A 17822-nucleotide genomic window follows, 5' to 3' on the forward strand; every position below is an offset into this window, starting at 1 on the left:
TCGCCGGGCCGCCGGCGAGCGGCGGGCGCTTGCCTAGCGGCGCGCCTTCCGCGTGACCTTGCGCTTGGTCTTGGCGTCCTTGTGCCGGGCGCGCTGGGCCTTGCGCTTCGGCGGCTTGCCCCGCGGCGCCGAGGGGCGCGGCATCTTCCGGTCCTCGAGCTCGACCAGTTCGAGCGCGAGCCCGCCGGTCACCGGCGCGGCCTCCGTCAGGCGGACGGTGACCCTCTGGCCCACCGAGATCTTCGTGCCGCTGTCCGCGCCCATGAGCGTGCCGCTGTCGCGGTCGAAGTGGAAATACTCGTGCCCCAGCGCGCGCATCGGCACGAGCCCGTCGGCGCCGGTCTCGTCGAGCTTCACGAAGACGCCGAAACGCGCGATGCCGCTGATGCGCCCGGTGAACTCCGCGCCCACCCGGTCCGACAGGTAGGCGGCGAGGTAGCGGTCGTTGGTGTCGCGCTCGGCCATCATCGAGCGCCGCTCGGTCTCGGAGATGTGCGTCGCGGTCTGCTCCAGCCGGTCGATCTCTTCCCGCGACAGCCCGTCGTCGCCCCAGCCATGGGCGGTGATGAGCGCGCGATGCACCACGAGGTCGGCGTAGCGGCGGATCGGCGAGGTGAAATGCGCGTAGGATTGCAGCGCCAGCCCGAAATGCCCGAAATTCGCGGGCGAGTAATAGGCCTGCGTCATCGACCGCAGGGTGGAAAGATTGATGAGCTCGGCCTCGTCGCTTCCCGCCGCCTGGTCGAGCAGGCGGTTGAGGTGCTCGGTCTTCAGCACCTGGCCCTTGGCCAGCGTGAAGCCCGCGGCCTCGGCGGTGTCGCGCAGGCTTTCGAGCTTCTCCGGCGAGGGCTCCTCGTGCACGCGGAAGAGCAGCGGCGACTTGCGCGCGATCAGCGTCTCGGCGGCGGCCACGTTGGCCAGCACCATGAACTCCTCGATGAGGCGGTGCGCGTCCAGCCGGTCGCGGAAGTTCACCGAGACGACCTTGCCCTCCTCGGACAGTTCCACCTTGCGCTCGGGCAGGTCGAGGTCGAGGGGCTGACGCGCCTCGCGCGCCCGGACGAGCGCGCGGTAGGCCGCGAAGAGGGGGTGAACGCCCTCGTCCACCAGCGGCCCGGTCCTGTCGTCCGGCGCGCCGTCCTCGGCGGCCTGGACCTGCTCGTAGGTGAGCGAGGCCACCGATCGCATCAGCCCGCGCTGGAAGCGGTGCGAGATCTTGCGCCCGGCGGTGTCGATCTGCATGCGCACCGCGATCACCGGGCGCGGCACGCCCTCGTGCAGCGAGCAGAGATCGCCCGACAGCCGGTCGGGCAGCATCGGCACCACGCGGTCGGGAAAGTAGCTGGAGTTGCCGCGTTTCTTCGCCTCGCGGTCGAGGGTGGAACCGGGCCGCACGAAATGCGCCACGTCGGCGATAGCGACCCAGATGACGTGCCCGCCCGCGTTCTTCGGGTCGTCGTCGGCATGGGCCCAGACCGCGTCGTCGTGGTCGCGCGCGTCGGACGGGTCGATGGTGACGAGCGGCAGCTCGCGCAGGTCCTCGCGGCCGGAGAGCCCGGCGGGCTTCATCCGGTCGGCTTCCTCCACCACCTCATCGGGGAAGTCGTGCGGGATGCCGTGCTGGTGGATCGCGATGAGCGAGACGGCCCTGGGCGCGGAAGGGTCGCCCAGCCGTTCCAGGATGCGCGCGCGGGGCAGGCCCATGCGGCCCGCCGGACCCGCCTGTTCGGCCTCTACGAGTTCGCCGTCCTTCGCGCCCAGCGTGGCGCCCTGCGCCACGGTCCACTCCTTGCCGTCGCCCTTGTCGATGGGAAGGATCCGCCCGCCCTCGGCCCGCGCGCGGAAGATGCCCAGAACGCGGCGCGGGTTCGATCCGATCCGGCGGATCAGGCGCGCTTCGTAATTGTGCTCTCCGCCCTTCACGCGGGTGAGGCGCGCCAGGATGCGGTCGCCCTCGCCGAGGGCGGGATCGCTCGCGCGCGGGACGAAAAGGACACGCGGCTCCACCCCCTCGCCGTGCCATTCCAGCGGGCGGGCGAACAGGTCGCCGTCGGCGTCCGGCGCGAGAACCTGCAGCACCGTCACCGGCGGCAGGCTTTCGGGGTCGCGGTAGGTCTTCTTGCGCTTCTCGAGATGACCCTCGGCCTCGAGCTCCTTGAGCAGGCGCTTGAGGTCGATCCGTTCGGCGCCCTTGAGGCCGAAGGCCTTGGCTATGTCGCGCTTGGAATTGAGCGTCGGGTGCTCCTCGATCCAGCGCAGGATCTCGTCCTTGGAGGGAAGTGTGGTCATGGGCTCGGCGTATCACGTCGCGGGAAAGGCGTCATCGCGAAATGGCGGCCTGGCCGTCCCCGGGCGGGGCGCGGGCGCCGGGCGGCTGCGGTGGCGCGGTGGTCTGGCAAAAGGCGCATCGGGCGATGCGGCCCCGGTGAAAGGATCAGGCGAAGAAGTCGCGGAGGATCCGCGCGTAGACCGCCTTCAGGCTGTGGATGTGGGGAAGCGGCACATGCTCGTCAACCTGGTGCATGGACTTGCCCACGAGGCCGAACTCCACCACCGGGCAGTGATCCTTGACGAAGCGTGCGTCAGAGGTGCCCCCGGAGGTGGACAGTTCCGGCGTGACGCCGGTCTCCGCCTCGACCGCGCGCGCGACGAGATCGGAGAACGGCCCGGGGGGCGTCAGGAACGCCTCGCCAGAGACGGAAATCCGCAGATCGATGCCGACGCCGAAGGTCTCGGCCACCGCCGCCGCCTCGGACCGGAGCCAGGCGGACAGGCTCTCGCCCGTGTGGCGGTCGTTGAAGCGGACGTTCACCGTGGCGCGGCAGGCTGCGGGGATCACGTTGGTGGCGGGGTTGCCGGTGTCGATGGTCACGACAGCGAGGGTGGACGGGTCGAAATGCTCCGTCCCGCCGTCGAGCTCGGCCGAGGCCAGACGGTCCATCAGCCGCGCCATCGCCGGCAGCGGGTTCTTCGCGCGATGGGGGTAGGCCGCGTGCCCCTGCACGCCGGTCACCGTGAAGACGGCGTTGAGCGATCCGCGCCGTCCGATCTTCACCGTGTCGCCGAGGCGCTCGCGGCTGGTGGGCTCGCCCACCAGGCAGACCGACATCGCCTCGCCCTCGGCGGCCATCCAGTCCAGAAGCGCCGCGGTGCCGTCCACCGCCGGGCCTTCCTCGTCGCCGGTGATGGCGAGGACGATCGCGCCGCCCTCGGGCGGGGTCTCCTGCACGAAATCCACCGCGGCGGCGGCGAAGGCGGCCACGCCTGATTTCATGTCGGTGGCGCCGCGCCCGTAAAGCACGCCGTCCCGCTCCTCCGCGGCGAAGGGCGGCACCGACCAGGCGTCCTCGTCGCCCACCGGCACCACGTCGGTATGCCCGTTGAAGCCGAAGCTCCGCGCCGCGCCCTTCTCGCCCCAGCGCGCGAAAAGATTGGCGACGCCGCCACGGTCGACCCGGACGCACCGGAAGCCGGCCCCGGAGAGCAGCGACTCGAGCAGCGCGAGCGCCCCGCCCTCCTCGGGCGTGACGGAGGGGCAGCGGACCAGGTCGGCGGTCAGGCGGGCTGGATCGGTGGCCATGTGCGTCGCTCCGCGGCAGGTCGAACTCGCTGGGCGCCTAGCGCGGATCGCGGGCGAGGGCAAATGCGACGATGCCCGCGCGGCCCGGTTCCGGCTCAGTCTTCCGTCGCGGACGCCCCGTCGTGAAGCGGCGTGATCTGGGCGACGATGACGGCGTTCTCGTCGCGGGCGCGCGCCATGAGGTCTTCTTCCTCGGCGGGGATGTCATGACCGGCGGCGCGGCGTTCCGCGGCGGTGCCGTAGGCGGTGACATCGAGGGGCGCGAGGCCCGCCTGGCGCAGCACCGCCACCGTCTCGCGCACCGCCTCCGCCTCGTCGACGCCCGACGCGTAGCAGACGAGCGCGGCGCCGCTCGCCGCGTCGGGCAGCCCGTCGCCGGGCTTTCGGCCCACCTCGACGAGCAACATGAAAACATCGTGGTCGGCGCGGCTCATGGCCGCCCGTATAGCGTCCCGCGCGCCCATGCGCCATCCCCGGCCCTTCCACCCGGCGCGGCGTTCCTGTATCACGCCGCCGATTGCGCGGCGCCCGATGCGGGCGCCGGCCGGGAAAGGAGAGCCGGATGGGCTACAGGATCGCCGTCGTGGGGGCCACGGGCAACGTGGGCCGCGAAATGCTCAACATCCTCGCCGAGCGGGAGTTTCCCGCCGACGAGGTCGCCGCGCTTGCGAGCCGCCGCTCGCTGGGCACCGAGGTGAGCTTCGGGGACCGCACGCTCAAGACCCAGGACCTCGACACGTTCGATTTCACGGGCTGGGACATGGCGCTCTTCGCCATCGGCTCGGACGCCACGAAGACCTACGCGCCGCGGGCCGCCAAGGCCGGATGCGTGGTGATCGACAATTCGTCGCTCTACCGCATGGACCCCGACGTCCCGCTCATCGTGCCCGAGGCGAACGCCGACGCCATCGACGGCTACGCGAAGAAGAACATCATCGCCAACCCGAACTGTTCCACCGCGCAGATGGTGGTGGCGCTGAAGCCCCTGCACGACCGTGCGCGCATCAAGCGGGTGGTGGTTTCGACCTACCAGTCGGTCTCGGGCGCCGGGAAGGAGGGGATGGACGAGCTCTGGGACCAGACCAAGGCCGTCTACAACCCGACCGACGAGATCGCGCCGAAGAAGTTCCAGAAGCAGATCGCCTTCAACGTTATCCCGCATATCGACGTCTTCATGGAGGACGGGTCCACCAAGGAAGAGTGGAAGATGGTGGCGGAGACGAAGAAGATCGTCGACCCCGCGATCAAGGTCACGGCGACCTGCGTGCGGGTGCCGGTGTTCGTCGGTCACGCCGAGGCGATCAACCTCGAGTTCGAGGAGCACCTCGACGAGGACGAGGCACGCGACATCCTGCGCCAGTCGCCGGGGATCATGGTGATCGACAAGCGCGAGGACGGCGGCTACGTCACGCCGGTCGAGTGCGTCGGCGATTTCGCCACCTTCGTCAGCCGGATCCGCCAGGACCCGACGATCGACAACGGGCTCAACATCTGGGTCGTGTCGGACAATCTCCGGAAGGGCGCGGCGCTCAACGCCGTGCAGATCGCCGAATTGCTGGGCAGCCGCTGCCTGAAGAAAGGCTGAAGCCGCCGATCGCGTTGCAGAAATGCGGCCTTGCGGCGGCGACGTGGCACGTCGCCGCCGAGTTTCCTGTTTTGGGCCTCATTGCCGCGCTACTCTGCCCCTACCGTAAGCGGGAGCGATAACCCGCGGCGGTGCGAGGCAGACGTGACACGAGGCAGGAAAACGAGGCCGGCGCCCATGGATCTTGACGGCAGGCAGGACGCCGCCGACCGCGCGGAAGAGGATCTCTTCACCCGGTGGCGCCATGACGGCGCAGAGATGGATTGCGAGACCGCGACGCTTCTGCGCGCGCACCTCGCCCCGCTTTTCGAAGAGGCCGAAAGCTGGCAGGCGCTGCGTGCGGAACTTGCGGCGCGGGGGCTGAAGCTCGCGATCCGGGGCGGCCGGCTCACGGTGATCGGCGCGGCGAGCGGGCGGGCGATCTGCACCGCCTCCTTTCTGGGTGTGCCGCTTGCAGCGCTCTCGGCGCGTCTGGGTCGCCCTTGCGTGGTCGCGCTGCCGGGCTCTGACGCGGCGGGCGAGTTCCTCAACTGACCGTCAGAGCGGGCGGAAGCCGCCCGCGTGTGGATCGTAGGATTCCAGCGCGCCCTCCCCGATCTCCGTCCAGAGCCCGTGGACGCTGAGCTGTCCCGCGTCGACGGCGTCCGACACGAACGGGAAGCTCATCAGGTTCTCCAGCGAGATCACCACCGCTGCCTTTTCCAGCGCGCGGGCCTGCGCCTCGGGGTCGGTTTCGTCCTTCACGCGCTCCCAGCCGGGGCGAAGGATGTCCATCCAGCGGCCCACGAAGCTCGACTCATCCTCCAGCTCGGGCGCATGACCCCGGCACATCTGGATGCAGCCCTGCACCCCGCCGCAGTTCGAGTGTCCGAGCACGATCAGGTGCGCGACATGCAGCGCGTTCACGGCGTATTCCACCGCCGCCGAGGTGCCGTGATGATGGCCGCCCGGCTCGTAGGGCGGCACGAGGTTGGCGACGTTGCGGTGGATGAAGAACTCTCCCTGGTCCGCGCCGAAGATCGAGGTGACGTGGACCCGGCTGTCGCAGCAGGAGATCACCATGGCGCGGGGGTGCTGGCCCTCGCGCGCGAGGTGCTTGTACCAGGCGCGGTTCTGGGCGTAGCCGGTCGCCTTCCAGCCGTGATAGCGCTGGACGAGATAGGCGGGCAGCGGCGTGGCGCGGGTCTTCATGGTGCGGCTGGGCCTCCCCGGGGCGCGGTCGGACACCGCCGATACGCCCTTTGACGACCGAATTCGAGCGGAATTTTCCGTCGCGCGCAATCCTTCGTCATGCCGCGCCGCGCCGCAACCCCTTGCGGGCGGCGGACGCGCCGCTAGGCTGACGCCGCCCATCGCAGGAGGATCGCGCCCATGACACTCGCCTTCGCCCCAGCGGACGCCGCGGCGCTGCCGCTCTGGCTCGTGCAGTGCGACGAGATCGAGACGTGGCGCGCCGGCCTGCCCGAGACGCAGCAGGCCTGGGCGCGCGCGGCCGGATTCGGCGGCGGCCTCGGCGAGGCGCTGCTGCTGCCAGGACCCGATGGCGCGCCCGCGGCCGCGGCCGCGGGGTACGGGACGCCGGCGCAGCGGCGGCGCGAGCGTTTCGCGCTGGCCGCCGCGGCGGGCGCCCTGCCGCCGGGGGACTACCGCCTTGCCGCGCCGCTCCCCGCCGGGACGGCCGAGGCCGAATCGCTGGGCTGGCTGCTCGCCGGTTACCGTTTCGACCGGTACCGCGCGGGGTCGGAACCGCCGAAGCCGCGCCGCCTCGTGGCGCCGGAGGGCGTGGACGCCGCGCGGGTGGAGCGGTTCGCCGCCGGCGAGGCGCTTGCCCGCGACCTCGTGAACACGCCGGCCGCAGACATGGGGCCGGGCGCGCTGGAAGCGGCCTGTGCCGAGCTTGCCGGGCAATTCGGCGCCCGCATGACGGTGACGCGGGGCGAGGCGCTGGCGCCGGCCAACCTGCCCATGATCCACGCCGTGGGTCGGGCGGGACCGGAGGAGCCGCGCCTCGTCGACATGTCCTGGGGCGAGACGGGGCCAAGGCTGACGCTGGTGGGCAAGGGCGTCTGTTTCGACACGGGCGGGCTCAACCTCAAGCCCGCGCAGGGCATGGCGCTGATGAAGAAGGACATGGGCGGCGCGGCCACGGTGCTCGGCCTCGCGCGGATGATCATGGACGCGGGCTGGCCGGTGCGCCTGCGGGTGCTGATCCCGGCGGTCGAGAACGCGGTGGCGGGCCACGCGATGCGGCCGGGCGACATCCTGACCTCGCGCAAGGGGCTGACCGTGGAAATCAACAACACCGACGCGGAAGGGCGGCTGGTGCTCGCCGACGCGCTGGCGCTCGCCGACGAGGAGGCGCCCGAGATCGTCGTCTCCATGGCGACGCTGACCGGCGCGGCGCGCGTGGCAGTGGGGCCCGACCTCGCGCCGTTCTACACCGGCTCGGACGGGCTGGCCCGGGCGCTCTTGGATGGGGGCGCGCGGCTGGCCGACCCGGTGTGGCGGATGCCTTTCCACGACCCCTACGAGACGATGATCGAGCCCGGCATCGCCGATCTCGACAACGCGCCCTCGGGCGGGTTCGCGGGATCGATCACGGCCGCGCTTTTCCTGCGCCGCTTCGTGGAGCAGGCCGGGACCTACGCCCATTTCGACATCTACGGCTGGCAGCCGAAATCCGCGCCCGGCCGCCCCCGCGGCGGTGCCGCGCAGGGCGCGCGGGCGCTCTTCGACGCGTTGCCCGGCGCGCTCGGGCTGTGAGCGACCGCCGCACCACGCCGGTCAACGCCCGCGTGGCGGCGGCGCATCTGGCCGGCCGTGTGGCCGCGCCGCGCTTCGTCGAGGGGGAACCGGCCTCGGTGACGGCGGGGCTGGCGGACCTCCTCGCCGCGCCGGGGGGCGCGCGGGACCGGCAGCTTCTTTTCGGCGAGGCGGTCACGGTCTACGAGCGCCGGGAGGGCTGGGCCTTCGTCCAGGCGGCGACGGACGGCTACGTGGGATACGTCGCGGAGGACGCGCTGGGCGCGCCGGCACGACCCACTCACAGGGTCGCCGCGAGGGCCACGCATCTCTACCCCGCGGCGGACATGAAGCGGCGCGAGCGGAGGGCGCTCAGCCTCGGCGCGCGCGTCGTCGTCACCGGCGTCTCCGGGCGTTTCGCCGAGACGCCCGGTGGCTTCGTGCCGTCCTGCCATCTCGCACCGCTCGACACGCCCGAGGCCGATCCGGTCGCCGTCGCCGCCCGGCTTCTGGGCACGCCTTACCTCTGGGGCGGGAATTCCGCATGGGGCATCGACTGTTCCGGGCTCGTCCAGATCGCCTGCACCGCCTGCGGCATCGTCTGCCCCGGCGACAGCGACATGCAGGAGGCGGCGCTGGGCAGGCCGCTCGGGGAAGACGCGCCGCTTCGCAGGGGCGACCTGCTGTTCTGGAAAGGGCATGTGGCCTGGGTGGCGGACCCTGAGACGCTCCTCCACGCCAACGCCCACCACATGGCCGTGACCGAAGAACCGCTTCGGGAAGCCCTTGCCCGGATCGAGGCGCAGGGCGACGGGCCGGTGACCGCGCGCAAGCGTCTCGGCCGAGCCGCTACTCCACCGCCCGGATCAGCTTTCGTTCGAGGACCCGGAGCACCGTCTTGAGGTCGTGCCCGCGCTTCAGGATGCGGCCGTCCATGCCGATCACCGCGTATTGTCCCTGCCGGGCCCGCAGCTTCGGCCGCTTCTCGATCCGGTAGAGGGGGTGTTCCGCGGTGCGACGGAACACCGAGAAGATCGCGGCCTCCCGCAGCGTCGAGATGCCGTAGTCGCGCCACTCCCCGGCGGCGACCATGCGGCCGTAGAGCGACAGGATCACGCCCAGTTCGGCGCGGTCGAAGGCGATGCGGTCGGGCGCGCCGGCGGCGTGCAGTGGCGTGAAGGAGTTCATCTGCAGAAGATTTGCGCCCTTCGCGTCACAAATCAAGCCTGCGCTGGCCCGCCGAAGCGTGCGGCCGTCGCCGGCCCAGCGGGCGGCATGGGCGGCACGTCGTCGAGCGGGGTGTCGAACCACGCGTCGGCGGCGGGGGTCAGCGCGTGATAAATCCTCGCGACCGCGGCGCGCGGGCTCGCCGCCGCCCGGGGTCGCAGCGCCTCGGGCAGAAGTTCCGCGGGCGGTTCGGGCCAGCGCAGCACCAGCCGCCGCCAGCGGTGCACGAGAAGCGTGCGCGCCGCGGCGGCGTCGAGAGGCCCCATCTCCGGCCCGTCGAGTGCGGCGACGTCCGCGAGAAGCGCGGCGATCGCGGCCTGCTGTTCGGGCGGCAAGAGCGCCTCGCGCATCCCGGGCGCGAGGGCGGAAAGCTGCCCGGTGACGGCGAGGGTGGCGCCCTCCGGCGCCTTGCCGGGCAGAAGCCGGAGGCCCGGGGCGACCGGGAACCCTGCCTCCTCCTCGCAGCCCTGGCAGAGCGTCCATTCCGTGACGGGCGCCGTCACCGGCGGGGCATAGATCCGCGCGGTCGCGGGCGCGAAGCGGGCGAGCCCCTCGGCGCTCAGCCGGTAGCGGCTGTGACGCCCCGTGCGCTCGGTCTCGACCCAGCCGTCGCGGCGCAGCCGCGAGAGCGCGGTGCGAAGCGTGCCGGAGGTGACGCCGACACGCTCCATCAGACGCTGAAGGCGCACCGTGGCGATGCTGCCGCCGCGCGGCTGGACGCTGTCGCCGAAGACCGTGATGACGAGCGACCAGACGCGCGGGCGGCTTTCGGCGTGAAGCGCGGCGATGACGGGGGCGAGCGGGTCCATCCCCGCGCTCTACCCCGGATCAGCGGGAATAGGAAACCATCGTGAGAAGCTCGTAATTGGCGACCTGCTCGCCCTCCTGGTTGGTCATCGCCACGTCCCAGGCGACCTCGCCGTAATCGTCGGTGCGGCGGGTCTTGCGCCTGGCCGTCAGGCGCACCTTCACGCGGTCGCCGGGGCTCACAGGCTTCTGGAACGACAGCGCGTTGAGCCCGGTGTTGGCGAGCACCGGGCCCGGGTCGGGCTGCACGAAGAGGCCGGCGGCGAAGGACAGGAGCAGGTAGCCGTGCGCCACGCGGCCCGGGAAGAAGGGGTTCGCCCGCGCCGCGTCCTCGTCCATGTGGGCGTAGAAGGTATCCCCGGTGAACTCGGCGAAATGCTCGATGTCCTCGAGCGTGACCTCGCGCTCTTCGGTGTGGATGGTCTCGCCGATCCGAAGCTCGTGGAAGGTCCGTTGAAAGGGATGGGCCGGCCCCGTCTTCTCCGCCGCGCCACGGACCCACTGGCCGCCGATGGCGGTCAGGATATCGGGGCTGCCCTGCACCGCGGTGCGCTGCATGTAGTGGAGCACGCCGCGCACGCCGCCAAGCTCCTCTCCGCCGCCCGCGCGGCCCGGCCCGCCATGGACCATGTGCGGAAGCGGCGATCCGTGACCGGTGGATTCCTTCATCGAGTCGCGGTCGTTGAAGTAGAGCCGGCCGTGCCAGGCCGCGGCCTCGAGCGTGATCTCCCGCGCGACCTCCGGATCGTGGGTGATGACCGAGGCCACGAGCGAGCCTTCGCCGCGATTGGCGAGCGCCGCGGCATGGGCCGGATCGCGGTAGGGCAGGAGCGTGGAGACCGGGCCGAAGGCCTCCACCGCATGGACGGCAGAGGCCGAATCGGGGTCGGGGCAGCGGAAGAGCATGGGCGGCAGGAACGCGCCCTCATGGGTGGCGCCCGAGAGCTCGAACTGCTCCGGGTCGCCGCAGACGCGCTCCACCTCGTGGGCGAAGGCTGCGATCTTCTCCAGCACGTCGGCCTTCTGGTCGGCGGAGGCGAGCGCGCCCATGCGCACGCCCTCGGCCGCCGGGTCGCCCACCGTCGTCTTGCCAAGCCGTTCGGAGAGCGCCTCGGCCACCGCGTCGAGCTGCGCCTCGGGCACGATCATGCGGCGCGTGGCGGTGCATTTCTGCCCCGCCTTGGTCGTCATCTCGTTCGCCGCCTCCTTGACGAACAGGTCGAACTCGGGCGTGCCGGGTACCGCGTCAGGGCCGAGGATCGAGGCATTGAGGCTGTCCTGCTCGGCGTGGAAGCGCACCGAGCGACGGATCAGGTTGGGATTGGATCGCAGATTCACCGCCGTGTCGGCCGAGCCCGTGAAGCTCACCACGTCCTGCGGGCCGAGGCGATCCAGCAGGTCGCCCGTGCCGCCGACGACGAGCTGCACCGCGCCGTCGGGCAGGATCCCCGACTCTACGATCATGCGAAAGCACGCCTCGGTCAGGTAGCAGGTCTGCGTCGCGGGCTTCACGATGGCGGGCATCCCCGCCAGAAGCGTCGGCGCGAGCTTCTCCAGCATGCCCCAGACCGGAAAGTTGAAGGCGTTGATCTGTACCGCGACGCCCCGAAGCGGCACCGCGACGTGCTGGCCGAGGAAACTTCCGCCCTTTGACAGCTGCTCCACCGCGCCGTCGAGATAGACGTGCCCGTCGGGCATCTCGCGCCGGCCCTTGGAGGCGAAGACGAAGACCGTTCCGATGCCGCCGTCGATGTCCACCGCGCCGTCGCGGCGCGTGGCGCCGGTGAGCGGGTTGAGGGCGTAAAGCTCCTCCTTCCGCTCGTTCAGGTAAGTCGCGAGCGCCTTCAGCATCTTCGCGCGCTCGTGGAACGTCATGGCGCGCAGCGCCGGGCCGCCGGATTGCACTGCCCAGTCGATCATCGCCTGGAAGTCGAGATCGGCGCCGCCGGCGCGGGCGATCTGCCGGCCGTCCACGGGGCCGAGGATCGGGCGGGCCTCAGGCCCTGGCGCGACCCAGTGGCCGGCGGCGTAGCTTTCGGGTGCGAGCATGGGAAACCTCCTCCGGATGTCGCGGAGAGCATGGGGGCGGCGGCGGCGGAAATCAACACTCTTGACCGCCCGGTCGGTTATGTGCATCGTGCGGCCGATCAGGGGAGGAGGGGCCGATGACGCCTCAGGAACGCGCCGAGAAGAGCGCCGCGGCCATGTGGGCCAACGACCGCGCGTCGAAGTGGCTCGGCATGTCGCTCGACGCCGTGGGTCCGGGCACCGCGACGCTCAGCTTCGAGGTGCAGGACCATCACCTGAACGGGCACGACATCTGCCACGGCGGCTACATCTTCACGCTCGCCGACAGCGCCTTCGCCTTCGCCTGCAACAGCTACAACACGAATGTCGTGGCGCAGATGAACGTCGTCACCTTCCTGTCGCCGGGCCGGCAGGGCGAACGGCTGAGTGCGGTCTGCCGCGAGGTGAGCCGCGCCGGGCGGTCGGGCATCTACGACGTTGCGGTGACCGCCCCCGACGGGCGCGAGGTGGCGCAGTTCCGCGGCCATTCCCGCCAGATCCAGGGGCAGCATTTCGAGGAGGAGACATGACCGACGCCTATCTCTGCGAGGGGCTTCGCACCCCCATCGGCCGCTTCGGCGGGGCGCTTTCGTCGGTGCGGCCCGACGACATGCTGGCCCATGTCATCCGCGAGGTCGTCGCGCCCTTTCCCGGGCTGTCGGTGGACGAGGTCATCATGGGCTGCGCCAACCAGGCCGGCGAGGACAACCGCAACGTGGCCCGCATGGCGGCCCTTCTGGCCGGGCTCGGAGAGGAGGTGCCGGGCACCACCGTCAACCGGCTCTGCGGCTCGGGCCTCGACGCGGTGGGCATGGCCGCGCGCGCCGTCCGGCTGGGCGAGGCCGAGGTCGTGCTCGCGGGCGGCGTCGAGAGCATGAGCCGCGCGCCCTTCGTGATGCCCAAGGCGGGAAGCGCCTTCTCGCGCCACGCCGAGATCCACGACACGACCATCGGCTGGCGCTTCGTGAACCCGGAGATGAAGGCGCGCTTCGGCGTCGACTCCATGCCGGAGACGGCCGAGAACGTGGCGGCGGATTTCAACGTCGCGCGCCATGACCAGGACGCCTTCGCGCTGCGCTCGCAGACCCGCGCCATGGCCGCGATCGGGTCGGGGCGGATGGCGCGCGAGATCACGCCCGTCGCGGTGCCCCAGCGCAAGGGCCCGCCGGTGGAAGTCACGCGCGACGAACACCCCCGCGAGACCTCGATCGAGAAACTGGCGAGCCTTCATACCCCCTTCCGCGAGGATGGCTCCGTCACGGCAGGCAACGCCTCGGGCGTGAACGACGGGGCGGCCGCGCTGATCGTGGCCTCCGCCGCGGCGGTGGAGAAATACGGGCTCACCCCCCGCGCGCGCATCGCCGGCATGGCGACCGCGGGCGTTCCGCCGCGCATCATGGGGATGGGGCCGGCGCCCGCGACGAAGAAGTTGATGGAGCGGCACGGGCTGTCGATCGGCGACATCGATCTCGTGGAACTCAACGAGGCTTTCGCGAGCCAGGCGCTCGCCGTGCTGCGCGATCTCGGCCTGCCCGACGACGCGGAGCACGTGAACCCCAACGGCGGCGCCATCGCGCTCGGCCATCCGCTGGGGATGTCGGGCGCGCGGCTCGCGCTCACCGCGTCGATCAGCATGGGCGACATCGGGGCAAGGCGCGCCGTCTGCACGATGTGCATCGGCGTGGGACAGGGAATCTCGCTGCTGCTGGAGGCCGTGTGATGGAAGATCTTTCGCCCAAGCCCGGAGACCTCGAACCGATCGAGACCGCCTCGCGCGACGAGATCGCGGCGCTGCAGCTCGAGCGCATGAAATGGTCGCTGCGCCACGCCTACGAGAACGTGCCGTTCTACAAGACGGGTTTCGACGCGGCCGGTGTCCATCCCGACGACCTGAACGAGCTGTCGGACCTCGCGAAGTTCCCCTTCACCGTGAAGGCGGACCTGCGCGACAACTACCCCTTCGGCATGTTCGCCGTCCCGCGTGAGCAGGTGGCGCGCATCCACGCCTCCTCGGGAACCACGGGCCAGCCGACGGTGGTGGGATATACCGCAAACGATCTCGACGTCTGGGGCACGGTGGTGGCCCGCTCGCTCCGGGCGGCGGGTCTGCGGCGCGGGAACCTTCTGCACAACGCCTATGGCTACGGCCTCTTCACCGGCGGCCTCGGCGTGCATCTGGGCGCCGAGAAACTGGGGCTGACCACCGTACCCATATCGGGCGGCATGACCCAGCGGCAGGTCCGCCTGATCGAGGATTTCCGCGCCGACGGCATCACCGTCACGCCGTCCTACGCGCTTTCGATCATCGACGAGTATCACGCCCAGGGCCTCGACCCGCGCCACTCGCCGCTCAAGGTGGGCGTGTTCGGCGCCGAGCCCTGGACCGACGCCATGCGCCGCGAGATCGAGGAGACCTTCGACATGCACGCGGTGGACATCTACGGGCTCTCGGAGGTCATGGGCCCGGGCGTCGCCAACGAATGCGTCGAGACGAAGGACGGGCTGCATGTCTGGGAGGATCATTTCTACCCCGAAGTGATCGACCCGGCGACGGGCGAGGTGCTGCCGGACGGCGAGCGGGGCGAACTGGTGTTCACCTCGCTGACCAAGGAGGCGTTTCCGATCATCCGCTACCGGACGCGGGACCTCACGCGGCTGATGCCGGGGACCGCGCGTGCGATGCGGCGCATGGAGAAGATCACGGGGCGCTCCGACGACATGATCATCCTGCGCGGCGTCAACGTGTTCCCGACCCAGATCGAGGAGCAGCTGATGACGGTGCAGGGCCTCGCGCCGCATTTCCAGCTGGAACTCGACCGCGTGGGCCACAAGGACGAGATGCGCGTGAAATGCGAATGCACCGCCCTGGCGGCCGAACCCGAGGCGCGGATGCGCGCGGGCCAGGAGTTGCGGCACAAGATCAAGAGCGTGGTTGGCGTGACCGTGGTGGTGGAGGTCGCGGACCCCGGTTCGGTCGCGCGCAGCCAGGGCAAGGCCGTGCGCATCGTGGACAACCGCCCGAAGGACGGCTGACGCGGCCGGTGGCACGGGGGCTCGCACGCGATCACGATGCCAAGCGCGCGGCGCTGCGCAAGGGGGCCGCGCGCTATTTCGCGCGGCACGGCTACGACCGCGCCTCCATGGCGGGCGCGGCGCGCGACTGCGGCGTTTCGAAGGCGCTGCTCTACCATTATTACGACAGCAAGGAGGCGCTGCTCTTCGACATCCTCGAGGCGCATCTGACCGAGCTTGCCGAGCGCGCCGAGGCGGCGCGCCCGGGCGGGCTTCGGGCGCTGATGGCGGCCCTTCTCGCCGCCTACGAGGACGCCGACGCCGAGCACAAGCTGCAGCTCGACGCCCTCGCCACGCTGCCGGAGGAGATGAAGGCGCCGCTCGTGGCGGCGCAGCGCCGCGTGGTGCGGGAGATGTCGGAGGCTGTCGCCGCGGAGGCGCCGGGGCTCGACGCCGACCGGCTGCGCGCGGTGACCATGTCGGTCTTCGGCATCCTCAACTGGGTCTACATGTGGCACCGGCCCGGCAAGGGCCTGTCGCGCGAGGATTACGCCGATCTTGCCGCCGACATGGTGCTCGGGGGTGTGCGCGGTCTTTGAGCCGGGCGCGTCCCGGCGGACCCGGCTGCGCCGGGACATCCTTGCCGGGGCCGCCTGCGGCGGCCGGCCTCCGGCGGGAGTATTGGGGCCAAGAAGAAGCCGATGACGCGCGGCATTCACGCGAAGGCGCCGTGACAGAACCAGCCCGGCGACATGGTTCCGCCATGGGCGTAGTAGAGCCAGAGCCTGTCGCCTGCCGAGGTCGTCACCCGCCAGTAGTCGCGCTGCCCGGTGCGCCAGTCGGGATCGTCGAGCCACCATTCGGGCGCGATCCGCTCGGGTCCCTCGGCGGCGGCGGTGGCGAGGTCACGCCCGCGCCAGCGGAACCGCGCGGGCGGCCCGGGGGTTTCGGGTGCGTTCACCGGTTCGGGACGCCAGAGCGCGAGCGGGCGCGGCGCGGGGGGCGCGGGCCAGCGGCTGTCGAAGGGCCCTGTCCAGGCGGCGGCCTGCACCGTCGCGGTCTTCTCGGGGACGTGGCTTCCGGCCGGGTGGCGGCGGGTGATCGCCTCGAGCCCGATGCGCGCGCCGAGCCGGTCGATCAGGTCCTCGAGCGCGCCCTCCGGCGTGGCGTCGCGGCGCGCGGCCGCGCCCGCGTCGAGATGGCCGCAGGGACGGCGCGCGGACACGGGCTCGGTCAGCGTGGCCTCGAGGCGCAGCGCGTCGATCCCGAAGCCCGCCTCGATCCCGCCGATCTTCAGCGCGAAGAGCGGGCGGATGCGGTCGGGGTCGGCGGCGGGGCGGGCGAGGCCGACCTCCACCGTCTCGTGCGTTCCGTCGGCGCGCATCGCCTCGAGCCGGAGCCGCCGCGCGCCCCGACCGGCCGTCGCGAGCCGCGCGCAGACACGCTCGAGCAGCCGGTTGAGCGCGGCCATCACGTCGGCCTCCAGCCCGATCGGGTCGGGCAGGGTGAGGCGGGCGGCGAAATGCGGTGGGGTCGCGGCCGGGGAGACCGGCTCTGGCGCCGCGCCGAAGGCCTGGTCGAGACGCGTGACGAGGGCAGGGCCGAAGCGGCGCGCGAGCGCAGCGCGCGGCTGGCCGGCCAGATCGCCGATCCGGCGCAGGCCGAGCCGGGCGAGCGCCTCGGCGGTGTCCGGCTCCAGCCGGAGCGCGGCCACCGGCAGCGCGGCGAGCGCGCTGTGCGTCCGTCCGGGCGGCGCGATGCAGCCTGTCTGCGGCGCTGGCGCGGCGGGCCTGTTGCGGGGACGTCTGGCGGCGGTGGCGCGGGTGGCGCGTGCCTCCTGGCGGATCTCGTCGCCCGAGCGGTGCGGCGCGCCGGCCGCCCCGGCGTGGTGCGCGAGCGCCCAGGCCGCGCCGCGCGTGTCGGCGATGGCGGCGCGCACCGTCAGGCCGAAGCCCGCGCAATCCTGCACGATCCGGTCGAGAAGCCCCGCCTCGCCGCCGAAGAGATGGGCGCAGCCGGTGATGTCGGCCACGAGCCCGTCGGGCGGCTCCTCGGCGATCCAGGGCGAGACGCGTTCCGCCCAGCGGCGCAGCGCGGCGAGGAAGGCGGCTTCGGCCGCGGGGGTCTCGCGCCGTGTCACGAGGCCCGGGCAGACCGCCATGGCGTCGGCGAGCGGCTGGCCGGGAGAAAGCCCCGCCGCTTCGGCCGCCGCCGAGACCGAGGCGAGCACCTGGCGCTGCCGCGCGTCGCGGACCACCGCGAAGGGGCTGTCGGGACAGGATGCGCCGAGCCGCAGCAGCCGCTCGGCTGCGAGCCGGGGAAACCAGATCGACAAGATGCGCCGCGGGGACATGACCGAAAGGATGTTCTTTGTATGTTCTCGCCCTGATCTAGGCCGAGTCGGCCGGCGAGTCGAGGCCCGGCCCTGTCCTAGACGCAGTCCACCCGCACGATGCGGCCCGCCTCGTCCACGGTGATGGTCATCCGGTCGGGGCGGAAATCCATCGTGGCGGGCTGGCCCGGGCGCAGCACGCGCGTGTTTTCCGGCAGCGCCACCCCGTCCAGGATGCTGGCGGGCCGGTCCACGAGGAACTGCATGGTGGAGGCGCCGCACGCGTCCCCCGGGTCGCCGGGCGCGGGCCCGCAGGCGGCCAGCGCGAGCGGCAGGAGCGAAAATGCGGCAAGGCGTCCTGGCATGGCGGTCTCCTTTTCCCTGCATGGGGAGTGTCGCGGAAGCCTCACGACATGTCGATGCCGAGTTGAAATGGCCGCGCGCTTGCCACAGGCTGGTGGCGCGACAGC

At 71.7% G+C, this 17822-nt stretch carries 17 protein-coding genes; 8 read left to right on the forward strand and 9 right to left on the reverse strand.

All coding sequences use genetic code 11. The annotated features are described in order from the left end of the window. Positions 1 to 33: 33 nt before the first annotated feature. The 3 genes from rnr to AB6A66_RS08830 form a co-directional block, all read right to left on the reverse strand. Positions 34 to 2289, reverse strand: a complete 2256-nt coding sequence (rnr, locus tag AB6A66_RS08820; RefSeq protein WP_371055584.1) for a ribonuclease R — start codon at positions 2287 to 2289, stop codon at positions 34 to 36. 145 nt (positions 2290 to 2434) lie between these two features. Then, positions 2435 to 3580, reverse strand: a complete 1146-nt coding sequence (dapE, locus tag AB6A66_RS08825; RefSeq protein WP_371055585.1) for a succinyl-diaminopimelate desuccinylase — start codon at positions 3578 to 3580, stop codon at positions 2435 to 2437. Positions 3581 to 3675: 95 nt separating this feature from the next. Beyond that, complete coding sequence (locus tag AB6A66_RS08830) at positions 3676 to 4014, reverse strand: hypothetical protein (RefSeq protein WP_371055586.1); 339 nt, start codon at positions 4012 to 4014, stop codon at positions 3676 to 3678. Between the two features lie 128 nt (positions 4015 to 4142). On the opposite strand from AB6A66_RS08830, the gene AB6A66_RS08835 reads away from it, so the two are divergent. After that, entirely contained in the window at positions 4143 to 5165 is a 1023-nt protein-coding gene (locus tag AB6A66_RS08835) for an aspartate-semialdehyde dehydrogenase (RefSeq protein ID WP_371038713.1), read from the forward strand. A 177-nt stretch (positions 5166 to 5342) separates the two neighbouring features. Next, positions 5343 to 5699 (forward strand): hypothetical protein, encoded by a 357-nt coding sequence (locus AB6A66_RS08840; RefSeq protein WP_371055587.1) that lies wholly within the window; start codon positions 5343 to 5345, stop codon positions 5697 to 5699. A gap of 3 nt (positions 5700 to 5702) precedes the next feature. Here the strand turns inward: AB6A66_RS08840 and AB6A66_RS08845 are convergent, their stop codons facing one another. After that, positions 5703 to 6356, reverse strand: a complete 654-nt coding sequence (locus AB6A66_RS08845; RefSeq protein ID WP_371038711.1) for a carbonic anhydrase — start codon at positions 6354 to 6356, stop codon at positions 5703 to 5705. Between the two features lie 180 nt (positions 6357 to 6536). On the opposite strand from AB6A66_RS08845, the gene AB6A66_RS08850 reads away from it, so the two are divergent. Next, positions 6537 to 7928, forward strand: coding sequence for a M17 family metallopeptidase (locus AB6A66_RS08850; protein ID WP_371055588.1), 1392 nt, complete (start codon positions 6537 to 6539; stop codon positions 7926 to 7928). Further along, positions 7925 to 8809: a C40 family peptidase gene (locus tag AB6A66_RS08855; protein ID WP_371055589.1), complete on the forward strand. Its 885-nt coding sequence runs from the start codon at positions 7925 to 7927 to the stop codon at positions 8807 to 8809. The genes AB6A66_RS08850 and AB6A66_RS08855 overlap by 4 nt, the downstream gene beginning before the upstream one ends. Here the strand turns inward: AB6A66_RS08855 and AB6A66_RS08860 are convergent. The 3 genes from AB6A66_RS08860 to paaZ are packed head-to-tail and all read right to left on the reverse strand — an operon-like array spanning position 8757 to position 11990. Beyond that, positions 8757 to 9095 (reverse strand): DUF2794 domain-containing protein, encoded by a 339-nt coding sequence (locus AB6A66_RS08860; RefSeq protein ID WP_371055590.1) that lies wholly within the window; start codon positions 9093 to 9095, stop codon positions 8757 to 8759. The two genes, AB6A66_RS08855 and AB6A66_RS08860, sit on opposite strands and share 53 nt — an antisense overlap. Positions 9096 to 9127: 32 nt before the next feature. Beyond that, entirely contained in the window at positions 9128 to 9943 is an 816-nt protein-coding gene (locus AB6A66_RS08865) for a PaaX family transcriptional regulator C-terminal domain-containing protein (protein ID WP_371055591.1), read from the reverse strand. Between the two features lie 19 nt (positions 9944 to 9962). Next, the gene (gene paaZ, locus AB6A66_RS08870; protein ID WP_371055592.1) at positions 9963 to 11990 is read right to left on the reverse strand and encodes a phenylacetic acid degradation bifunctional protein PaaZ; all 2028 of its coding nucleotides are present in this window, start codon (positions 11988 to 11990) and stop codon (positions 9963 to 9965) included. A 116-nt stretch (positions 11991 to 12106) separates the two neighbouring features. Between paaZ and paaI the strand changes: the two genes are divergently transcribed. The 4 genes from paaI to AB6A66_RS08890 are packed head-to-tail and all read left to right on the forward strand — an operon-like array spanning position 12107 to position 15619. Further along, positions 12107 to 12538 (forward strand): hydroxyphenylacetyl-CoA thioesterase PaaI, encoded by a 432-nt coding sequence (gene paaI, locus AB6A66_RS08875; protein ID WP_371055593.1) that lies wholly within the window; start codon positions 12107 to 12109, stop codon positions 12536 to 12538. Further along, complete coding sequence (gene pcaF, locus AB6A66_RS08880) at positions 12535 to 13728, forward strand: 3-oxoadipyl-CoA thiolase (RefSeq protein ID WP_371055594.1); 1194 nt, start codon at positions 12535 to 12537, stop codon at positions 13726 to 13728. The genes paaI and pcaF overlap by 4 nt, the downstream gene beginning before the upstream one ends. Beyond that, positions 13728 to 15041: a phenylacetate--CoA ligase PaaK gene (paaK, locus tag AB6A66_RS08885; RefSeq protein WP_371055595.1), complete on the forward strand. Its 1314-nt coding sequence runs from the start codon at positions 13728 to 13730 to the stop codon at positions 15039 to 15041. Before pcaF ends, paaK begins: the two co-directional genes overlap by 1 nt. A gap of 8 nt (positions 15042 to 15049) precedes the next feature. Further along, on the forward strand, positions 15050 to 15619 hold the full coding sequence (locus tag AB6A66_RS08890) for a TetR/AcrR family transcriptional regulator (protein WP_371038702.1): 570 nt from the start codon (positions 15050 to 15052) through the stop codon (positions 15617 to 15619). A gap of 116 nt (positions 15620 to 15735) precedes the next feature. On the opposite strand, the gene AB6A66_RS08895 is transcribed toward AB6A66_RS08890, so the two are convergent. Both AB6A66_RS08895 and AB6A66_RS08900 read right to left on the reverse strand, forming a co-directional pair. After that, complete coding sequence (locus AB6A66_RS08895) at positions 15736 to 17373, reverse strand: DUF6504 family protein (protein ID WP_371055596.1); 1638 nt, start codon at positions 17371 to 17373, stop codon at positions 15736 to 15738. 77 nt (positions 17374 to 17450) lie between these two features. Beyond that, on the reverse strand, positions 17451 to 17717 hold the full coding sequence (locus AB6A66_RS08900) for an I78 family peptidase inhibitor (RefSeq protein WP_371038700.1): 267 nt from the start codon (positions 17715 to 17717) through the stop codon (positions 17451 to 17453). Positions 17718 to 17822: the final 105 nt, after the last annotated feature.

It is taken from the genome of Rhodosalinus sp. K401, from assembly GCF_041365735.1.
Classification (GTDB): Bacteria; Pseudomonadota; Alphaproteobacteria; order Rhodobacterales; family Rhodobacteraceae; genus Rhodosalinus.

Coding starts and splice junctions, on each gene's coding strand:
- paaI (WP_371055593.1), top strand. CDS start 12,107: ATGACGCCTCAGGAACGCGCCGAGAAGAGCGCCGCGGCCATGTGGGCC.
- rnr (WP_371055584.1), bottom strand. CDS start 2,289: ATGACCACACTTCCCTCCAAGGACGAGATCCTGCGCTGGATCGAGGAG.
- AB6A66_RS08830 (WP_371055586.1), bottom strand. CDS start 4,014: ATGAGCCGCGCCGACCACGATGTTTTCATGTTGCTCGTCGAGGTGGGC.
- pcaF (WP_371055594.1), top strand. CDS start 12,535: ATGACCGACGCCTATCTCTGCGAGGGGCTTCGCACCCCCATCGGCCGC.
- AB6A66_RS08850 (WP_371055588.1), top strand. CDS start 6,537: ATGACACTCGCCTTCGCCCCAGCGGACGCCGCGGCGCTGCCGCTCTGG.
- paaZ (WP_371055592.1), bottom strand. CDS start 11,990: ATGCTCGCACCCGAAAGCTACGCCGCCGGCCACTGGGTCGCGCCAGGG.
- dapE (WP_371055585.1), bottom strand. CDS start 3,580: ATGGCCACCGATCCAGCCCGCCTGACCGCCGACCTGGTCCGCTGCCCC.
- AB6A66_RS08865 (WP_371055591.1), bottom strand. CDS start 9,943: ATGGACCCGCTCGCCCCCGTCATCGCCGCGCTTCACGCCGAAAGCCGC.
- AB6A66_RS08895 (WP_371055596.1), bottom strand. CDS start 17,373: ATGTCCCCGCGGCGCATCTTGTCGATCTGGTTTCCCCGGCTCGCAGCC.
- AB6A66_RS08840 (WP_371055587.1), top strand. CDS start 5,343: ATGGATCTTGACGGCAGGCAGGACGCCGCCGACCGCGCGGAAGAGGAT.
- AB6A66_RS08900 (WP_371038700.1), bottom strand. CDS start 17,717: ATGCCAGGACGCCTTGCCGCATTTTCGCTCCTGCCGCTCGCGCTGGCC.
- AB6A66_RS08835 (WP_371038713.1), top strand. CDS start 4,143: ATGGGCTACAGGATCGCCGTCGTGGGGGCCACGGGCAACGTGGGCCGC.
- AB6A66_RS08860 (WP_371055590.1), bottom strand. CDS start 9,095: ATGAACTCCTTCACGCCACTGCACGCCGCCGGCGCGCCCGACCGCATC.
- paaK (WP_371055595.1), top strand. CDS start 13,728: ATGGAAGATCTTTCGCCCAAGCCCGGAGACCTCGAACCGATCGAGACC.
- AB6A66_RS08845 (WP_371038711.1), bottom strand. CDS start 6,356: ATGAAGACCCGCGCCACGCCGCTGCCCGCCTATCTCGTCCAGCGCTAT.